The sequence below is a fragment of the Paraburkholderia sp. MM6662-R1 genome, assembly GCF_050436245.1.
Taxonomy (GTDB): Bacteria; Pseudomonadota; Gammaproteobacteria; order Burkholderiales; family Burkholderiaceae; genus Paraburkholderia; species Paraburkholderia tuberum.
The window spans coordinates 3774264-3789885 of the sequence record NZ_JBNDLV010000001.1; the positions used below are offsets into that span (position 1 = coordinate 3774264).

Annotated in this window: 13 protein-coding genes; 8 read left to right on the plus strand and 5 right to left on the minus strand. The window is 58.9% G+C overall.

Annotated features, from left to right (window positions below):
* The first annotated feature begins 172 nt into the window (after window positions 1-172).
* The gene (gene istA, locus OKW39_RS17925) at window positions 173-1687 is read left to right on the plus strand and encodes an IS21 family transposase (protein WP_429563146.1); all 1515 of its coding nucleotides are present in this window, start codon (window positions 173-175) and stop codon (window positions 1685-1687) included.
* Between the two features lie 487 nt (window positions 1688-2174).
* On the opposite strand, the gene OKW39_RS17930 is transcribed toward istA, so the two are convergent.
* Window positions 2175-3329: an IS110 family transposase gene (locus OKW39_RS17930; RefSeq protein WP_429563147.1), complete on the minus strand. Its 1155-nt coding sequence runs from the start codon at window positions 3327-3329 to the stop codon at window positions 2175-2177.
* A gap of 75 nt (window positions 3330-3404) precedes the next feature.
* On the opposite strand from OKW39_RS17930, the gene istB reads away from it, so the two are divergent.
* A complete protein-coding gene (gene istB, locus OKW39_RS17935; RefSeq protein ID WP_429563500.1) occupies window positions 3405-4211 on the plus strand; it encodes an IS21-like element helper ATPase IstB in 807 nt (268 codons plus the stop codon).
* Entirely contained in the window at window positions 4208-4519 is a 312-nt protein-coding gene (locus OKW39_RS17940; protein WP_429563148.1) for a hypothetical protein, read from the plus strand. The genes istB and OKW39_RS17940 overlap by 4 nt, the downstream gene beginning before the upstream one ends.
* Before the next feature lie 10 nt (window positions 4520-4529).
* Here the strand turns inward: OKW39_RS17940 and OKW39_RS17945 are convergent, their stop codons facing one another.
* Complete coding sequence (locus OKW39_RS17945) at window positions 4530-4652, minus strand: hypothetical protein (RefSeq protein ID WP_429563149.1); 123 nt, start codon at window positions 4650-4652, stop codon at window positions 4530-4532.
* Window positions 4653-5268: 616 nt separating this feature from the next.
* Here OKW39_RS17945 and OKW39_RS17950 point away from each other — a divergent pair.
* Window positions 5269-5970, plus strand: coding sequence for a LuxR C-terminal-related transcriptional regulator (locus tag OKW39_RS17950; RefSeq protein ID WP_429563150.1), 702 nt, complete (start codon window positions 5269-5271; stop codon window positions 5968-5970).
* Window positions 5971-5991: 21 nt separating this feature from the next.
* Here OKW39_RS17950 and OKW39_RS17955 read toward each other — a convergent pair whose 3' ends face one another.
* Complete coding sequence (locus tag OKW39_RS17955) at window positions 5992-9927, minus strand: ATP-binding protein (protein ID WP_429563151.1); 3936 nt, start codon at window positions 9925-9927, stop codon at window positions 5992-5994.
* 1197 nt (window positions 9928-11124) lie between these two features.
* On the opposite strand from OKW39_RS17955, the gene OKW39_RS17960 reads away from it, so the two are divergent.
* From OKW39_RS17960 to OKW39_RS17975, 4 genes are all read left to right on the plus strand, one after another.
* Window positions 11125-11331 carry a hypothetical protein gene (locus tag OKW39_RS17960; RefSeq protein ID WP_429563152.1) on the plus strand — a complete coding sequence of 69 codons (207 nt, stop codon included), beginning with the start codon at window positions 11125-11127 and terminating at the stop codon, window positions 11329-11331.
* A 21-nt stretch (window positions 11332-11352) separates the two neighbouring features.
* Complete coding sequence (locus tag OKW39_RS17965) at window positions 11353-11763, plus strand: DUF4148 domain-containing protein (RefSeq protein ID WP_429563153.1); 411 nt, start codon at window positions 11353-11355, stop codon at window positions 11761-11763.
* A gap of 318 nt (window positions 11764-12081) precedes the next feature.
* Window positions 12082-12555, plus strand: a complete 474-nt coding sequence (locus OKW39_RS17970; protein WP_429563154.1) for a CidA/LrgA family protein — start codon at window positions 12082-12084, stop codon at window positions 12553-12555.
* A gap of 31 nt (window positions 12556-12586) precedes the next feature.
* Complete coding sequence (locus OKW39_RS17975) at window positions 12587-13324, plus strand: LrgB family protein (protein ID WP_429563155.1); 738 nt, start codon at window positions 12587-12589, stop codon at window positions 13322-13324.
* 1198 nt (window positions 13325-14522) lie between these two features.
* On the opposite strand, the gene OKW39_RS17980 is transcribed toward OKW39_RS17975, so the two are convergent.
* Entirely contained in the window at window positions 14523-14795 is a 273-nt protein-coding gene (locus OKW39_RS17980) for an XRE family transcriptional regulator (protein ID WP_429563156.1), read from the minus strand.
* A gap of 322 nt (window positions 14796-15117) precedes the next feature.
* Window positions 15118-15495, minus strand: coding sequence for a response regulator (locus OKW39_RS17985; RefSeq protein ID WP_429563157.1), 378 nt, complete (start codon window positions 15493-15495; stop codon window positions 15118-15120).
* Window positions 15496-15622 lie beyond the last annotated feature (127 nt).

The following is a 15622-nucleotide window of genomic DNA, read 5'->3' on the forward strand; positions in this document are numbered from 1 at the left end:
GCAGCGCGTCAATCAGGATGAGAGTACTGGCGTTGCGGCAGCGGTGGAGGGCGTAGCCCGGAACCGCTGCCGCAACGCCGCGCCGAGGAGCTCCCCGTCGTCGGGGTGCCTTGTCGGTGGTCGCGGTAAATCGGGTATGAACAGCACTTCCATGTAGCGAAGGGAGGCTGAGTTGCCCGGCCGACACGTCAACGACCATCAGATGAGGCTCTACATGAAGTACAGACTCAAGGAGAGGCCGCCCCAGGCGGCGGCACGCGCTGGTTTCAGCGCCGCCACGAGCTATCGCATCGAAGAGGATCCGCGATTGCCATCGCAGAAGAAGGCCCCGCGCGGGCGTCGCCGTGCCGATCCCCTGGCCGCGATCTTTGACGCCGAGATTGTGCCACTGCTCCAGTCCGCTCGCGGTATCCGTCCAATAGCCGTACTGGACGAGATGCTTCGGCGCCATCCCGAGCTCCCGGGCAACGTGCGTCGCACACTCGAGCGACGTATTCGCGACTGGCGCGCACTCCATGGCGAGGAACGTGACGTCATGTTCCGTCAGGTACACGAACCCGGTCGTCTCGGGTTATCCGACTTCACCGAGATGGACAGTCTGGGCGTCACCGTGGCGGGCGTCGTGCTGGACCATCGCCTGTATCACTTTCGGCTGGCCTGCTCGGGCTTTGAACACGCTCACGTCATTCTCGGCGGCGAGAGCTATGTCGCGCTGGCTGAGGGGCTGCAGAACGCCATCTGGGCACTCGGAGGCGTGCCGCGCGAGCACCGCAGCGACAGCCTGTCGGCGGCGTTCCGCAATCTCGAAGCCGAGGCGCGCGAGGATCTGACCACGCGTTACGAGGCGCTGTGTGCTCACTACGGCATGCACCCTACGCGCAACAACCGTGGCGTTGCCCACGAGAACGGCTCCATCGAGAGCCCTCACGGCCACCTCAAGAACGCAGTGCGTGATGCGTTGCTTCTGCGCGGCAGTCACGACTTCGACGATCTCGATTCCTATCGCCGCTTTATCGACGAGATCGTCGGTCGTATCAACGCACGTAATGGCAAACGCATTGAGGCCGAGCGGGCACTGCTTCAGCCGCTTCCGGCCCAGCGTACGTGCGACTACGAGGAAACGCGCGTGTACGTCACGACCAGCTGCGGCTTCGTCCTGCGCAAGGTGTTCTATACCGTCCCGTCACGGCTAATCGGTCATCACCTCCGCGTGCGCCTGTACGACGACCGGCTGGAGCTGTTTCTGGGCAGTACGGCCCTGATGACACTGCAGCGCGGCCGTGCGGGTCCCAATGGCAAGCACGGCCACGTCATCAACTACCGGCACGTCATCCATGCGTTGCGCCGCAAGCCCATGGCGCTGCTCAACCTGGTCTACCGCGATCAGATCTTTCCGCGCGAGGCCTATCGCCTGACCTTCGATCGCCTGCTCGAGCAACTGCCGGAGCGCCAGGCATGCAGGACCATGGCTGAATTGCTCAGCCTGGCCCACGAGCACAACTGCGAAGCGCAACTGGCCCAGGCGCTGCAGCAGTGCCTGGACGATGGGCAGTTACCCGATCTGGACGCACTGTGTTCGCGTTTCGAAGCGAAGCCCGCGAGCGCCATGCCGGAGGTGAACGTCCAGCTCGCACCGCTGAGCGACTATGAAGCTCTGCTTGACATGGCAACGGAGGTGGCAGCATGAGTCACGACATCGATGCCACCCGCCTTCTATGAGCAGGAAGTTGTCAACGTCTTTCGCGAACAGTCTCATGAATCATCGGTCAGGTCCTTCTGCGCCTCCACGTGCGTGCGGAGGCGCGTAATCGGGTCAAGGGCGGGCTTCAGCCTGGCGCCAGCGGACCCTTGACGCGGCGAAGGGTTCGGAATGCTGGCGAAGGCTGGTGAGCGCGGGTTATTGCGCTCGTCAGCATGCAAGCCGGTCTGCGTCCTTGGTCTGAAGCCGCTCGTCGCGCGCGTCGGACCTGACGTCCGACTACCTTCTATCCGCTGGCACTTTGCCAGCCTCATCCTGCATGCGCATTACGCCGGAACCTTGTCCCGGGGAGCATGCCCCATCTGTCAAAGCGGCTACGTCGGTAACCCGGCGGGTGGGCGGGCATGTCCACTTCAAACCGTCATACATTGGCTCCGCGGGGTTGCATGATTGCCTTATTACGATATCTCGCTGGTCACACTGACTTCAGCTGCGCGCCTTCAGGGATGATGCCGTCCTTCAGGTAGCGCCATAGCGCAATCGCCAGACGTCGCGCCACCGCGACGATCGCGATGCGGCGCGCGCGGCGGTTGGCGCCGGTGCCTTGGGTGCGCTGGTCGAACCACTGCGTCAGTGCACTGCCGGGCTGATAGCGCAGCCAGGTCCACGCCATCTCAACCAGTAACGCGCGTACCCTCCGGTTACCCTGTCTGCTGATGCCCTGATCGGTATGGCTCTGGCCGCTGTCGTAGGGCTGCGGCACCAGTCCGACGCAGGCGCCCACCTGGCGGCGGTTGCTGAACTCCCGCCAGAACAGCTCGAGGGCGAGGCGCGACGCACCCACTTCGCCAATCCCCTTCAGGCGCGCGAGGGCATCGCTTCGTTCGCGCGCAGGAGGCGACACGCTCGCCTTACGCGTCTTCTCCAGCGTTGCGAGTTGCTGCTGCGCCAGCGCCAGTCGTTCGCACTCGCGCAGCAGCCGCTCACGCAGCTCGGGCGGCAGCGGCGTGCCGTCGTGGCACTTCACCTCGTTACGGGCGAGCCGGCCAGCGAAGGCCCGGTGGTCGACCTCATCCCAGCAGCCGAGCGTGGCTAACAGTTTGCGCATGCGGTCGCGGTGCTGCAGCACTTCCTTCTGCAACTGGCCGCGATCGCGCATCAGCTGGCGCGACGCCTCGTCCTGTGGCGACGGCACGTGGACCACGTGCATGCGATCGCGCTCGCCGCGTAGCCACGCGCGCAGATTCATCACAAGCTTGATGGCATCGAGCCGGTCAGTTTTCGCGCGCCGCTTGTGGCGTTCGACCGGAATGCTCGCCGGATCGACGACGTAGCACTCGATGCCGTGCGCCTGCAGCGCGCGACAGATCCAGAACGCGTCCTGGCCGGCCTCGTAGCTGACGACGATGCGCACGCCCGCGGGCAGCGACCACTTCTCCTTGTGCCGTTCGATCAGGTCCAGCACCGCCTGCAGGCGGGCGGCGGCCTGTGGCTGCGCGACCGCGTGCACGGCGGGCTTCTCGCGTCGGCCGTCGTGCAGCGCGACCTTCCAGGTTGCTGCGGCGAGCTCGAGTGACATCGCCAATACCAGTTCTTCGCCACCCGCCGTGAACGTCTGATTCGTGCGCATGATGCTCCTCCTTTGAACGGGACTTGACACGCTGATTTTAAGTATCAGTTCGTCGACGCCCCTCGCTCATAGGATCTGTCGCTGCTGCTCAACGATCTGCGGCTGCCGGCCATCAAGCAGATCTGGTCCAGCTTTGCCGAGCGGTCCGACACGGAAGGCTGGCCGGCAGCGCGCCTGCTGATGGCGCTGACCGAACACGAGATCGCCGAGCGTGATCGACGCCGGATCGAGCGTCACCTCAAGGACGCCAGGCTATTGCCGGGCAAGACGCTGGAGAACTTCGATTTCGATGCAGTGCCGATGGTGTCCAGGGCACACATCTCGGCGCTTTGCGCTGGCGACGGCTGGTTGCGTAACGGCACCAACCTGATTCTTCTGGGGCCCAGTGGGGGTGGCAAATCACACTTGTCGTCGGCGATTGGACTGAGCCTGCTGGAGAAGGGCTGGAAGGTCCTCTTCGCTCGCACGACCGACCTCGTGCAGCGGTTGCAGGTCGCGCGCCGCGAGCTCGCTCTGGAGTCCGCCATCAACCGGCTGGATCGCTTCGATTTAGTCATCCTGGACGATTTCGCATACGTCAGCAAGGATCAGGCCGAGACGTCGGTGCTGTTCGAGCTCATCAGCGCCAGGTATGAGCGCCGTTCCCTTTGCATAACGGCCAACCAGCCGTTCGGCGAATGGGACAAGGTCTTCCCCGACCGCGCCATGACGGTGGCCGCCGTCGACCGGCTGGTCCATCACTCGACCATCTTTGAGCTGAACGTCGAAAGCTACCGTCGCCGTACCGCCCTGCAGCGCAAGCAGCAGGGACCGGGACGCCCGGCCAGTAGAGCGACACCAAAGAACGTCGGCGTGCCACCGAAACAGGAGGATCCGCAATGACGGGCAATTCGCAGCTCACGGGCGTAACGCGTGACGACGCATCGGGCAGTTCGATGGCGACGCCCCGCGCGCTCACTGGAGCGCAACGGCAACGCGCGTATCGTTTGCGGCGCAAACGGACCGTGATTGACGCCATTGGCGAGGAAGCCATCGCGTCACGCGTTACTTTGCTGGCCCTGCTCGGTGACGCACTGGCTGCACTGGAATCCAGTTGCACTTCGACGATGCTCATCGAGATCAAACGCGAGAGCGTAAAGCGCGTGCTCAAGGCGATCATCACGCGTTACGGCATCGACCTCACCGACTGACGCGCTGTTCTCATCCAGATTGACGCGCGGCTGGCAGGCAAAGCTCGCCGGCGTCAATCAACATCGGCGTCATCATGCACGCCACCACATTCTTATCCTGATTGTCGCGCGGCCAGAATACCTGCAGCGTCACGCGTCACACAGCAATCCTAAACGACCGAAGAGCAACCATCAGCTTGATTGTCGCGCGCGTCAATCAATAAACGCTTGCCAGCGTCAATCAACGTCGGCATCATCATCCCTACCGCGACATTCTCAACTTGATTGTCGCGCGTCTCTCATCCAGATTGTCGCGCCACACATACCGAGCCGTCATCTATTGACTCGTCGTCGGCCATTCCCGACATTCAAGCCCAGTGTTGGGATCTCATTGTGATGTTCCTCCCTTCCAGAACGCGATGTATGCTCTTCGATATGTCGCGCCGCCGGCCCGGTCGCGAAAAGCAAGAATCAGACCGTCAACGAGGCGAAGCAGGCGATGACGACTCTGAAATGTTTGCGCGATCGCGCGATGCTGCCGACTCTAGATTCCGCGTATCCAGCCTGCGTGCGAGTGCAGCGCCAAACGGCCAGAACTGCGTCGATCCCGTCGACACGAAGTCAAGGGCCCGCGCCTACTGCGGCGCTTGAGGCACGAATTTCGACGCTCGGAGAATGCCAGTGTTCAAGTTAGCTATCATGCGGTGTCGCGCACAAACGTAGCGCGCAATCGATGGTTTTTCTCTGATGTATCGAGGGGGGAAGCGGCCATGCAAATCCTATGGGTCGATGACCACGAAATTCTCTGCGTTGCTCTTTCCGAATATGTCCAAACACACGCATCGGAGTTGAGCGTAGTCCCAATCGAAGTCACACCCGTATTTACGCTTGCCAGCGCGCTTGAGGAAATGAGCAAGGCACCTCCCCCAGACCTTGTATTCCTGGACCTCAATCTGGACGGTGAGAACCGTGGCGCCACGACGCTGGAACATTTCCAGGCCGGAAATCCATCCAAAGTTCCCGTGGTCGTCTGCACAGGACTCACTCCTGGGAACGATCAGGAAGTTGAAATTTTGCGCATGTGCATGCGCGACTACGCCGCTCGGGGAATCCTGTTGAAAGGAGGTGCGCACAAAAAAATGTTCATTGGACTGAGCAGGATCCTGGGAGGTGAACTCTGGATTCCGGAAGAAGTCCTTCTCCGCTTTGCCTGCTCGACACAAGCGCCCTCAGCTAGCGGGAATGAGCACCATCTTGGGCTTACTCCACGAGAGTGGGACGTGGGGCGTTGCATTGCACGTGGCCTCTCGGGGAAACAGATCGCTAAAGAGCTTAACGTCACCGAGGGACATGTCAGACAGGTCTCCTGTGTTATCTACGACAAACTTCGAGTCAGAAACCGCGTAGAAGCGGCACTTAGAGTCAATGCCGAGTTGGGCGGTGGAAGCGGGCCCGACAAGGCACCGTCGTGAATATCTCTGCTCTACCGCTATTTATGTTGCGGCGCGAATACTAGCACCCGCCTTCGGCCGATTTTCCCGGGGCTTATGTTTTGCAAGTAAGGTCAATAAGGTCTGTTCGGAAACCGGCTTCGACAAAAGCTTCATGCCACTGGCGGCTACCTTTTTGAGCACAGCTGAGGAGGTGTCCCCCGACCACAGGACCGCAGGGATCGAAGCGTTGGTAACAGCGCGGACCGCCGCAATCGCAGCAATACCGTCCTCGTTTTCCAGCCGGTAGTCGGAGAGGATGAAGTGCGGACCAGTTTCCAACTCTTCAATGCGCAACTGCTCGATGACGTCGGATGATGATTCCCCCGCCACGACGTAGCAGCCATGCTCGATCAGGCGCATCGATATTTCTATTCGTAAGTCGCTGTTGTCCTCGATGATCGCCACGACCATATCGGTCAGGTCCGCTTCGCCCTCTTCAACCGTTTGAACCTCGAGCAACTCCGGTGGTATGAGTCCCATGAACGGGACCGTAACCGAAAAACGCGATCCCCGCCCGGGTGCCGAGTCGACATCCAGTTTGTGACCAAGAAGGTCCGCGAGACCCTGGACAATTGACAGACCCAGTCCTAACCCTTTTTCGCGATTCCTCTCGGGATTGTCGACCTGGACATAGCTTTTGAAGATATCCGCCTGTCTATCTTCAGGGATACCGATCCCGTTGTCCCAGACGCTTATCTTTACGCGGCTGCCTCGCCTCTGGCAACTTACCAGAACATGTCCGCTCTTTCCTCCCTGCCCGGAAGGCGTGTAACGGACCGCATTGATCACCATATTTCGCACGATCCTGTCCAACGCATGTCGATCCGTACGGACCAGATAGGGGCGACTATGGAGTCGTAATCTCAGCCCCTTCGCCTCAGCCAGCGGCTGCATATCCGCAACTATGCCGCGCAAAAGAGAAGTCAACGCTACCTCCTGAATTTCCACACTCCAGGTGCCGGACTCGAGGCGGCAGATATCCAGTGCCCCGTTAATCATCCCTTCCATCGTATCCACCTGTCTTTGCGCCATCGAGACGTCATCGACCATCCTGGTTGATTCAATGCTCCGCTCAATGAAACTTAACTTCAGGCCGAGCGTGGTGAGCGGTTGGCGCAAGTCATGACTTATCGCAGCGATAAGCAGGCTCTTCTCCGCCTTCGCCGCTTCAGCCCGCTCTCGCGCCTCATCGAGAATAATCTCTTTAACATATGCGTGTTTCTCGTTGTAAAAAACAAAAAACGCGAGCAAACAATAGCCAATTACTTGAGCCGTATAAAAGACCAGCATTAATGGCCGGTAAATAAAAAGAGGTGGTCCCAGGCTAAATCCGAACGGGATAGCGCCGAGCACGAATGAACCTAAATTCGCGCGAAGACTGGGGGCGAGCAGAAGCAAGGTAAATGTATGGCTGATTAGCGTGTACTCAAGGAAGCCAGAGCTAGCCAATTTGACGTAGCGAGCTTGGGGCGAGATGAAATCGGGTGGGGTTAGCCCAAAGCTACCCGCTGCCCACCAGAACGATGTCAGCGTGACCATTGCAGCCCATGCCCAGTGCATCTGCTCGATCGCGTTGACACCAGCGTGCTTTGGGAGCGCCATGGTCTTTTTCAGTAAGTATGCCGCCATGGGAGTCGCCACCCCCCACAGTCCTAGGGGCCAGACGACGCGGAACCAAAGATAGCTATCCGACGTTTTGATCCACGAGCCGTACACGCACAACAGCGAGGCTCCGACCGAAACCAGCGCGGTCCAACATAGCGCTCGCCGGGACAGCGATTGCAATAACTCGCGTTTGACGTAGAGATTCTGCTCAGCACTGAGTGCTGCAATCGGTCCCACAAAAAGATTCACAAAATCAGCGAATCTGCGGCGCCCGGTTGAGTGGGCCTTTTCATCCGCTAACCGTGATGTTCTGGGCCGGGGCGTTTCGCTCGCGCCAGAATAACGTGGTGTTCGAGTACAGGACGCAATAGCAGGCCTCTGGCAATCAGGTGCAGCTTCGCTCCGTTGTGCTGGCTTCGTGTTTGCCTGCCCTCTCTTTCTCCCGTCATCGGTCAATGTTTTTGGCTGATGTCCTGCAAGTAAGGTCAATAAGGTCTGTTCGGAAACCGGCTTCGACAAAAGCTTCATGCCACTGGCGGCTACCTTTTTGAGCACAGCTGAGGAGGTGTCCCCCGACCACAGGACCGCAGGGATCGAAGCGTTGGTAACAGCGCGGAGCGCCGCAATCGCAGCAACACCGTCCTCGTTTTCCAGCCGGTAGTCGGAGAGGATGAAATGCGGACCACTTGCCAACGCTTCAATGCTCAACTGCTCGATGACGTCGGATGACGATTTCCCGGCCACGACGTAGCAGCCATGCTCGATCAGGCGCATCGAAATTTCGATTCTCAGGTCACTGTTGTCTTCGATGACCGCCACGACCATATTGGTCAGGTCCGGGCTGTCGTTTTCGACCGTTTGAACCTCGAGCAACTCTGGCGGTATGAGTCCTATGAAGGGGACCATCACGGAAAAACGCGAACCCCGCCCGGGTGCCGAGTCGACATCCAGTTTGTGCCCAAGAAGGTTCGCGAGCCCCTGGACAATAGCCAGACCCAGTCCAAACCCTTTATCGCGATTCCTCTCGGGATTGGCAACCTGGACATAGCTTTTGAAGATATCCGCCTGTCTATCTTCAGGGATACCGATCCCGTTGTCCCAGACGTTTATCTTCACGCGGCTGCCACGCCTCTGGCAACTTACCAGAACATGCCCGTTATTTCCTCCCTGCCCGGAAGGCGTGTAACGGATCGCATTGATCACCATATTTCGCACGATCCTGTCCAACGCATGTCGATCGGTACGGACCAGATAGGGGCGACTATGGAGTCTTAACCTCAGCCCCTTCGCCTCAGCCAGCGGCTGCATATCCACGACTATGCCGTGTAAAAGGGAAGGAAGCGCCACCTCCTGAATTTCCACATTCCAGGTGTGGGACTCCAGGCGGGAGATATCCAGTGCCCCGTTAATCATCCCTTCCATCGCATCCACCTGTCTTTGCGCCATCGAGACGTCGTCGACCAGGCTGGTCGATTTAATGCATCGCTCGATAAAACTTAACTTCAGGCCGAGCGTGGTGAGCGGTTGGCGCAAGTCATGGCTTATGGCAGCAATAAACTGATTCTTTTCTAGCATTGTCGCTACTGCCTGAGCTCGCGCCTCGTCGAGAACAACCTCTTTTACACATATGAGTTGCTGATCATTGCAGATGTACCGGGCGATGACACAATAGCCAATTAGTTGAGCCGTATACCAGTCAAACATTCCCGGCCGGTGAATAATAAACCCTGGTGCCATGTCAAATGCGAATGGGATAGTGCCGACCAGCAGTGCGCCTAACGCCGCACGAAAACTGGGGGCGAGCACCAGCAACGTAATTGCCTGGCCGATCATAGTCAGTTCCATGAAGCCATACCTGGCAAATCTGAAGTAGTAGCCATGGACGATCAGGCCGGTCACGTAGGTGGGTGGTTTTAGCCCAAAGCTGGCCGCCGCCCACCAGAACGATGTCAGCATGGCCAATGAAGCCCAGGCCCAGTGCATCTGCTCGACTTCGCCGACGCCGGCGTGCTTCGGGAGCATCGTTGTTTTTTTCAGCAAGTATGCTGCGGAAGGAGCGGCCAGCCCCCAGAGTCCCACGATCCAGACGACACGGAACCAAGGATAGATATCCGACGTTTCGGTCCAGGCTCCAACTACGAACCAGAACGGGCTTGCGACCAACAATAGCGCGATCCAATATACCGACCGGCGGGACAGCGATTGCAACAACTCGCGTTTGACGAGGAGATTCTGCTCAGCACTGAGTGCTGCAACGGCAACCGGTCCGACAAAAAATTTTGTGAATTCAGCGATCCTGCGGCGCACGATTTCCTGAATCGTTTCACTCACGCCCACTGATGTTCTGGCCCTGGGATCTTCGTCAGCGTCAGAATCACTTGGTGTTTGAGAACGGCACGCCATAACAGGCCTCCGGACGGGAATCAGGGGCAGCTACACACTATTGTCCTATAGTTCGCCAGCAAGTCGATGACAAGTGTGCTGTTTTAGCCCGAACAAATGTTCGTGATCCAAGCAGGTGGTTCCAACCGCCCGCAGTACCAGCAAGCTCGGCTCGCCAGTTGCGATCTCGGCGGCTCCATGTATGCCGCGTCGAACTGCATCCTTAACGAGCCACGCTCCGTATTCTGACAACGGCATCATGGCGAACAATCGTAAAACGATAGTCGCACGTTTATTCTCCGGCAAAGGAACATTTAATACCGAACATCAAACTATCGACGCACCTACAACTGACACGGTTTCACGGCGAAATAACGCAACATAATTGACACAAGGAGGGGGTTAATGACCGTACAACTGGCTCGCCTTTTTCTCCTGTCGAGTGCCAGTTGTGAGTACGTCTCTATAACCGACCGGCCGGCGCGGAAAACGCAGTGCGTACAGGCACCCGTATTGCCGCAGTGCTGGATAGACAACGAGGGAGGGACGCATCATGAGGTCGCTTATCCAGGCAGTTGCGAAAACGATCGCTCACCTTTTGGTCGCATGCTCAGCATCGCTGGCTGCGCCTGCTTTCGCAGGCGCCAACGTACCTATATCCGACTGTCGCTCCGACAACGGTGCGACGGCAACGCAAAGCGGTCGAACGATGCCGTCGGCCCACGGCAGCGTGGTTCACAAGAACCATGGCGGCGTCAGCGGCAGCATGTCGGCCCGGCCGCAGCCCGGCAAGCGTGCCCCGGGGGGCGACTCCATCGATCCCATGTATCGCGGAGGTTGATGTGCCTAAGGCAGCACGCGAGAAACCTGGCCCGCTGATCAACCCCCTCGTCAAAGCACGTTATGGCCGGGGCGTGCCGCAGATACAGCAGGACGGATACGCCATGAACTTTTCCCAGGAAATGGTTGATCTTTTTCGGAGAGTAACAGGCAGTGCTCCTGGAGATTGTGCGGAGATATATCGCCTCGTCCGGCATCGCGTTCGAAGTTTCGGTTAGCTTGCATCCCGCTGAACGGTTCTTCGTCCATAGCGACATGTCGGGGCCAGTCCCGGTAAAGGTGATCGTGCTTTCGTGAGGAGGTCGTATGCGTAAGTTCAAACCCGTAGTTGCGCCCGCACTCGCCGCCGTGCTGCCGGGAGTCGGTCCGGCGAATTACGTCAGTCCGGCACACGCCTGGCCGCCGGAACCGATTTTCGTCCGTAGCGCCGAGCCGGGGCCTGTCCTGATAAAGGACGTTCTTGATTTTTTGGACATCGTCTATGGGCACCCGTATAGCCGCAGTGCCGAGTAGACAACTATGAGGAGGTGCATCATGAAGTCGCTTATCCACGCAGTTGCACTGGCGGCCGCGATCGCCGCGCCGATTGCGTCTTTTGCACAATCGGAACAGTCAGTCACGCGTGACCAGGTCAGGGCAGAATTGCAACAGCTCGAGCAGGCAGGCTACAGCCCGGCCAATTCGAGCGATACACAGTATCCGGCGAATATCCAGGCGGCCGAGGCGACGATCGCGGCACAGGACAGCCAGCAGGTGGGCAACAGTGACGTTGGTGGCGCGACGACCAACGCCGCTGCACAGCGCAGCCAGCAGGCGGGCAACAATGACGTTGGCGGCACGACCGTTGGCACCTCAGCAACCGGCAGTGTCCAGCATGTGTCGAAGCCCTCGCCATCTTCGTGCGTCGGCCCCTCAAGTTACTGCAACCTTTTCTTCGGTCATTGACCGCTGATGGCCAGCCCGACACCGCCCCGACGGTCCGGGTAACGTGCCTGGATCGTCTGGGGCGTCCTAAACGGCGTCCGAATCTTCGAACCCTCCGCAACGAATAGCCAGTGACATGATGAACCCGCGGCCGATAGGCATTGCCCAATACACCGTATTGAGCTCGTCGACACCTTACGTTGCCGACGTATTGCTGCGCACTAACAACAACGCTGCGGGCGCGATGCTACTGATTCTCGGGGGGCGTAATGGCTGTATAGAGTCCGACAGCGTCCAGCTCGATTCGGCCCTGAACGGTCCACCAAAAGAGGACAGCCCATGGACATGAGCACCAGAGAAACGAGCCCGGCGGCACCGACGCAAACCCCTGCTTCTGATGCGCCGAAAGCGTCGACGCCGGCTGGTCTCGTCGCGCGATCTTTTGCAATCCTCCTTGGGTTTCAGTGTCTCGGCGAGTTGATCGCCTTCATCACGCGTGTCCCTGTTCCCGGACCGGTGCTTGGAATGGTGCTATTGCTTTGCCTGCTCTCGGTCAAGCCCTCTGTCGTGCCCGCCGTCGAACAGGTTTCTCGCGGACTGTTGAATCACCTTTCGCTGTTTTTTGTACCTGCCGGCGTGGGCGTCATGGTCTTCGCGGAGCAGCTGCAATGCCAGTTGTTCGCGATCGCACTTGCGATCATCGTCAGCACGATTCTTTCAATGGCGGTTGCTGCGCTAGTGACAGGCATGTTGCTGATGAGGCTCGACAGAAAGCAATCACACCAGAAGGCTGCAGCGGCGCCACGCGCATAGGCAGATTCTGCCGCCGCAAGGAGAAGGAGCCATGTCAATCGGTGAACTGTCAGCGCCTGTCAATGCGATCGTGGCCGCGTCGCCTCTGTCGGCGCTGACGGCGACCCTTGGCGTCTACATCGTTGCGTGCCGCCTTCACACGCTGGCACGAAAGAATCCCCTAGCCAATCCCGTGGCAATCTCCGTGTTGCTCATGATCGCGATCCTATATTTGACAGGCACCTCCTACAGCACATATTTCGCGGGCGCGAAACTGATTCACTTTCTCCTGGGCCCGTCGGTCATTGCATTGGCTGTTCCCCTACACCATCAGATGCCCAGGCTCAGGCGAGCGTTCGTGCCGCTGCTTGGTGGGCTGATCGCTGGCTCGGCCACGGCTGTTGCGTCTGCGATTGCGATATGCGTCTGGCTACATTGTCCGTTTGTGACGGTCGCGTCGATGGCGCCGAAGTCAGTGACGACGGCTGTCGCGATGCTGATCTCGGCAAAAATTGGTGGTTTGCCTTCGCTCACCGCGGCGATCGTCATCCTGACCGGCATTACCGGTGCGACCCTGAGCAGCGCGGTCCTGGATACCGTTGGTGTGCGGCGTGACGACGTGCGCGGCTTTGCGATGGGTGTTGCTTCCCACGGCATCGGTACCGCGAGGGCGTTTCAGATCAGTGAAGAAGCTGGCGCCTACTCGGGACTGGGAATGGCGATGAACGGCACTTTGTCGGCGTTTGTCCTCCCGGTGCTTCTGCCCCTCCTGAGTGGCTGGTTGATTTGACCGTGCTCACGAGGACGCTGTGCCGTAGCGACCTATGTTTGACCATCCCTCTGCGATCGCGGCTAGCGCAAATCGTCGCTCCTGCGATGGCAGCTCCATGGATTGCAGCACACATCCAATCCACGCGAGAGACACCCGGTTGCTCGTATGCGCTGCATGCATTATTCTCCGGCGGCACCGCCATTTGCTTCGTTCCGGTAGACGTGTCTGTCCGCCGCCTTGTCGTCGAACTAAGCGCGCGTTGGCAGCGTCGCGAAAAAGGGGTGTCCGTATTCCGCGGTTGATTCGTAATTGTGCGGACAGTGAAAGCAGCGGGATGCACACTGACATGCTCATGCACGACGGTCGGTTAACTGAGTGGATGGGACGTTCGAGCGTCCACATGAAAGTGCGGGCCACCGTCCGTAGTTGGCCGACTCCTGCCTGACGGCGGCCGGCGGCTCGCGACCCCGAGCGGCCGGTCAATATTTCCAGAAGCGGTCGCTGAAGGTGGTTCAACGCGGCGACGCCGTTGGGCGCTCCGGTCAAACGGCGTGGCAGCCGTCGACGGCCTAGGCTCCTAGGAACTTGAGGCGTCGCTGAGCAATTTTGCGGATTACAACTGTGCTGCGCAATTCTGGCCCGCGGCAATGCAGAGGGTGGTTGCGGTCAACTGCTGAAACTTTCATTTCGCCAACATGCATCCTGCTTACGCTGCTCCGCGCGCCTTGGCCTCGCGGCTTCTCGCCTTACGCGCGTTGGGTTTGCGAGTAGACACGGGTGTTGGTAGCGCACGGGGTGCCTCCGCGACAAAACGGCCACAGTCCAGAAAGTTCTGAAGGATGCTGGCCGCTGCCGGCTTTCCGCGCTGCTCCAGTCTTCTGAGAAGGGCGTGCGCAAATGTCTTCAGATCAGCGCTGCCATGCACTGCCTTAAACTGCAGAATGGTTTCCGAGACCGCCGCGAGCATGCTTTCCCGGGACAACGTGCTCGCGATGTGCGAGGCCTCTCGACAACTCCATTTCATACTTATCGAGACGTGGCGCCCGGCCGAACGCCGCATCCTTTTTTGGATCCTTCACATCGATACCCTGTGTTTGCGGAAGACGCCTGTTGTGCCGCATCGGAAGCGGTACGACGGCATCATTGCGAGCGGCAAGGGAGCCGCGCATATCAGAACCTGGAAGCATCCGGGGATGCAGACCTCATGACGCCGAGATCATGCGAGCTCGGTCTGCCCGGTGCAAAGCCAGTGAACATCGATATGAAGAAAAGCGGCGAGCCGTGTGCAGGCGTCCAGCGGCGGGACGGTGATGCCGCCTCGCCAATATTGCACGTGGTATTCACTCACGCCCACCCATCTGGCGGCGCGTGCCGAACTGATGCCAGCGCGTTTCAATGCCCTGTCAAGGCGCGCGGCCAAGGCGCGCCTCAGGCGGTTATTTTCGGCGCTTCGCTCGAGATGACCGATATTTAGAATGTGTCGATCCATTTTTCCAGCTTCTCTCAGATTATTTTTTTTCAATTCGATACTGACTGTTTGGGTGCCGCGCGAATCTACGGATTTATCATGACGGACCTCATGACGCAATTTTGACGTTTTTTGCCATCACTCTGCATGTCGCTCGGACTGGCTTACATTTGCAAAGACAACTATTCCTTCGCGAGTGCATCTGCATCAAACAATAAATAAACGTTTTCATAGGCCGTTGCCGATAGACGACAAAGCGTTGCCGCAGCTGCCAGGACGAGCACAACCTTGACTTGTGTACAGCCGATTGGATAACCGCGCCAGACAGCAAAGCACTGTTGGCCTAGGCCGCCAGGCGAGCGCTCGCATTAGCAAAGCTTTTAGCCTGGTCGATGACTTGCAAGAGGGCCTCAAGCGAGAACGGCTTGTGCAGGCAGACATCGAAAAAGCGCGTGCATCCGCCATCACCACTCTCTCCGGTCATGGAGACCAGGAAAGGCCGACCAACGAAGGGCATGCCGATAACAGACAGCGCAACAGCACTTCCCTTGATACCGGGCAGATTCTCATCGAGAAGGACAAGTTCGAAGGCGCGCTCGCGCAGGAGCGAGAGCGAGATCTCTCCGTCCTCCGCCACCGTGGCACGGTGACCCAAGCAGTCAAGCAGGAAAGCGAGGCTGTCCGCGACCCCTTCATTATCCTCGACGACCAGTATGTCCATTCAATGTCCCTCCAAGAAATCCCGGTTAGCATAGATTAATATTATTATCTGATCATAATCAGATCGGGCAGTTTGGGTATACTAAATGCGGAAGCCGTCTTCCACCAGCGTTTACATCAAGAAAATG

Bases quoted from the DNA above. Each gene is read 5' to 3' on its own strand.
- OKW39_RS17985 (WP_429563157.1), bottom strand. From the start codon at position 15,495: ATGGACATACTGGTCGTCGAGGATAATGAAGGGGTCGCGGACAGCCTC.
- OKW39_RS17980 (WP_429563156.1), bottom strand. From the start codon at position 14,795: ATGGATCGACACATTCTAAATATCGGTCATCTCGAGCGAAGCGCCGAA.
- OKW39_RS17975 (WP_429563155.1), top strand. From the start codon at position 12,587: ATGTCAATCGGTGAACTGTCAGCGCCTGTCAATGCGATCGTGGCCGCG.
- OKW39_RS17930 (WP_429563147.1), bottom strand. From the start codon at position 3,329: ATGCGCACGAATCAGACGTTCACGGCGGGTGGCGAAGAACTGGTATTG.
- OKW39_RS17960 (WP_429563152.1), top strand. From the start codon at position 11,125: ATGCGTAAGTTCAAACCCGTAGTTGCGCCCGCACTCGCCGCCGTGCTG.
- OKW39_RS17970 (WP_429563154.1), top strand. From the start codon at position 12,082: ATGGACATGAGCACCAGAGAAACGAGCCCGGCGGCACCGACGCAAACC.
- OKW39_RS17950 (WP_429563150.1), top strand. From the start codon at position 5,269: ATGCAAATCCTATGGGTCGATGACCACGAAATTCTCTGCGTTGCTCTT.
- OKW39_RS17940 (WP_429563148.1), top strand. From the start codon at position 4,208: ATGACGGGCAATTCGCAGCTCACGGGCGTAACGCGTGACGACGCATCG.
- OKW39_RS17965 (WP_429563153.1), top strand. From the start codon at position 11,353: ATGAAGTCGCTTATCCACGCAGTTGCACTGGCGGCCGCGATCGCCGCG.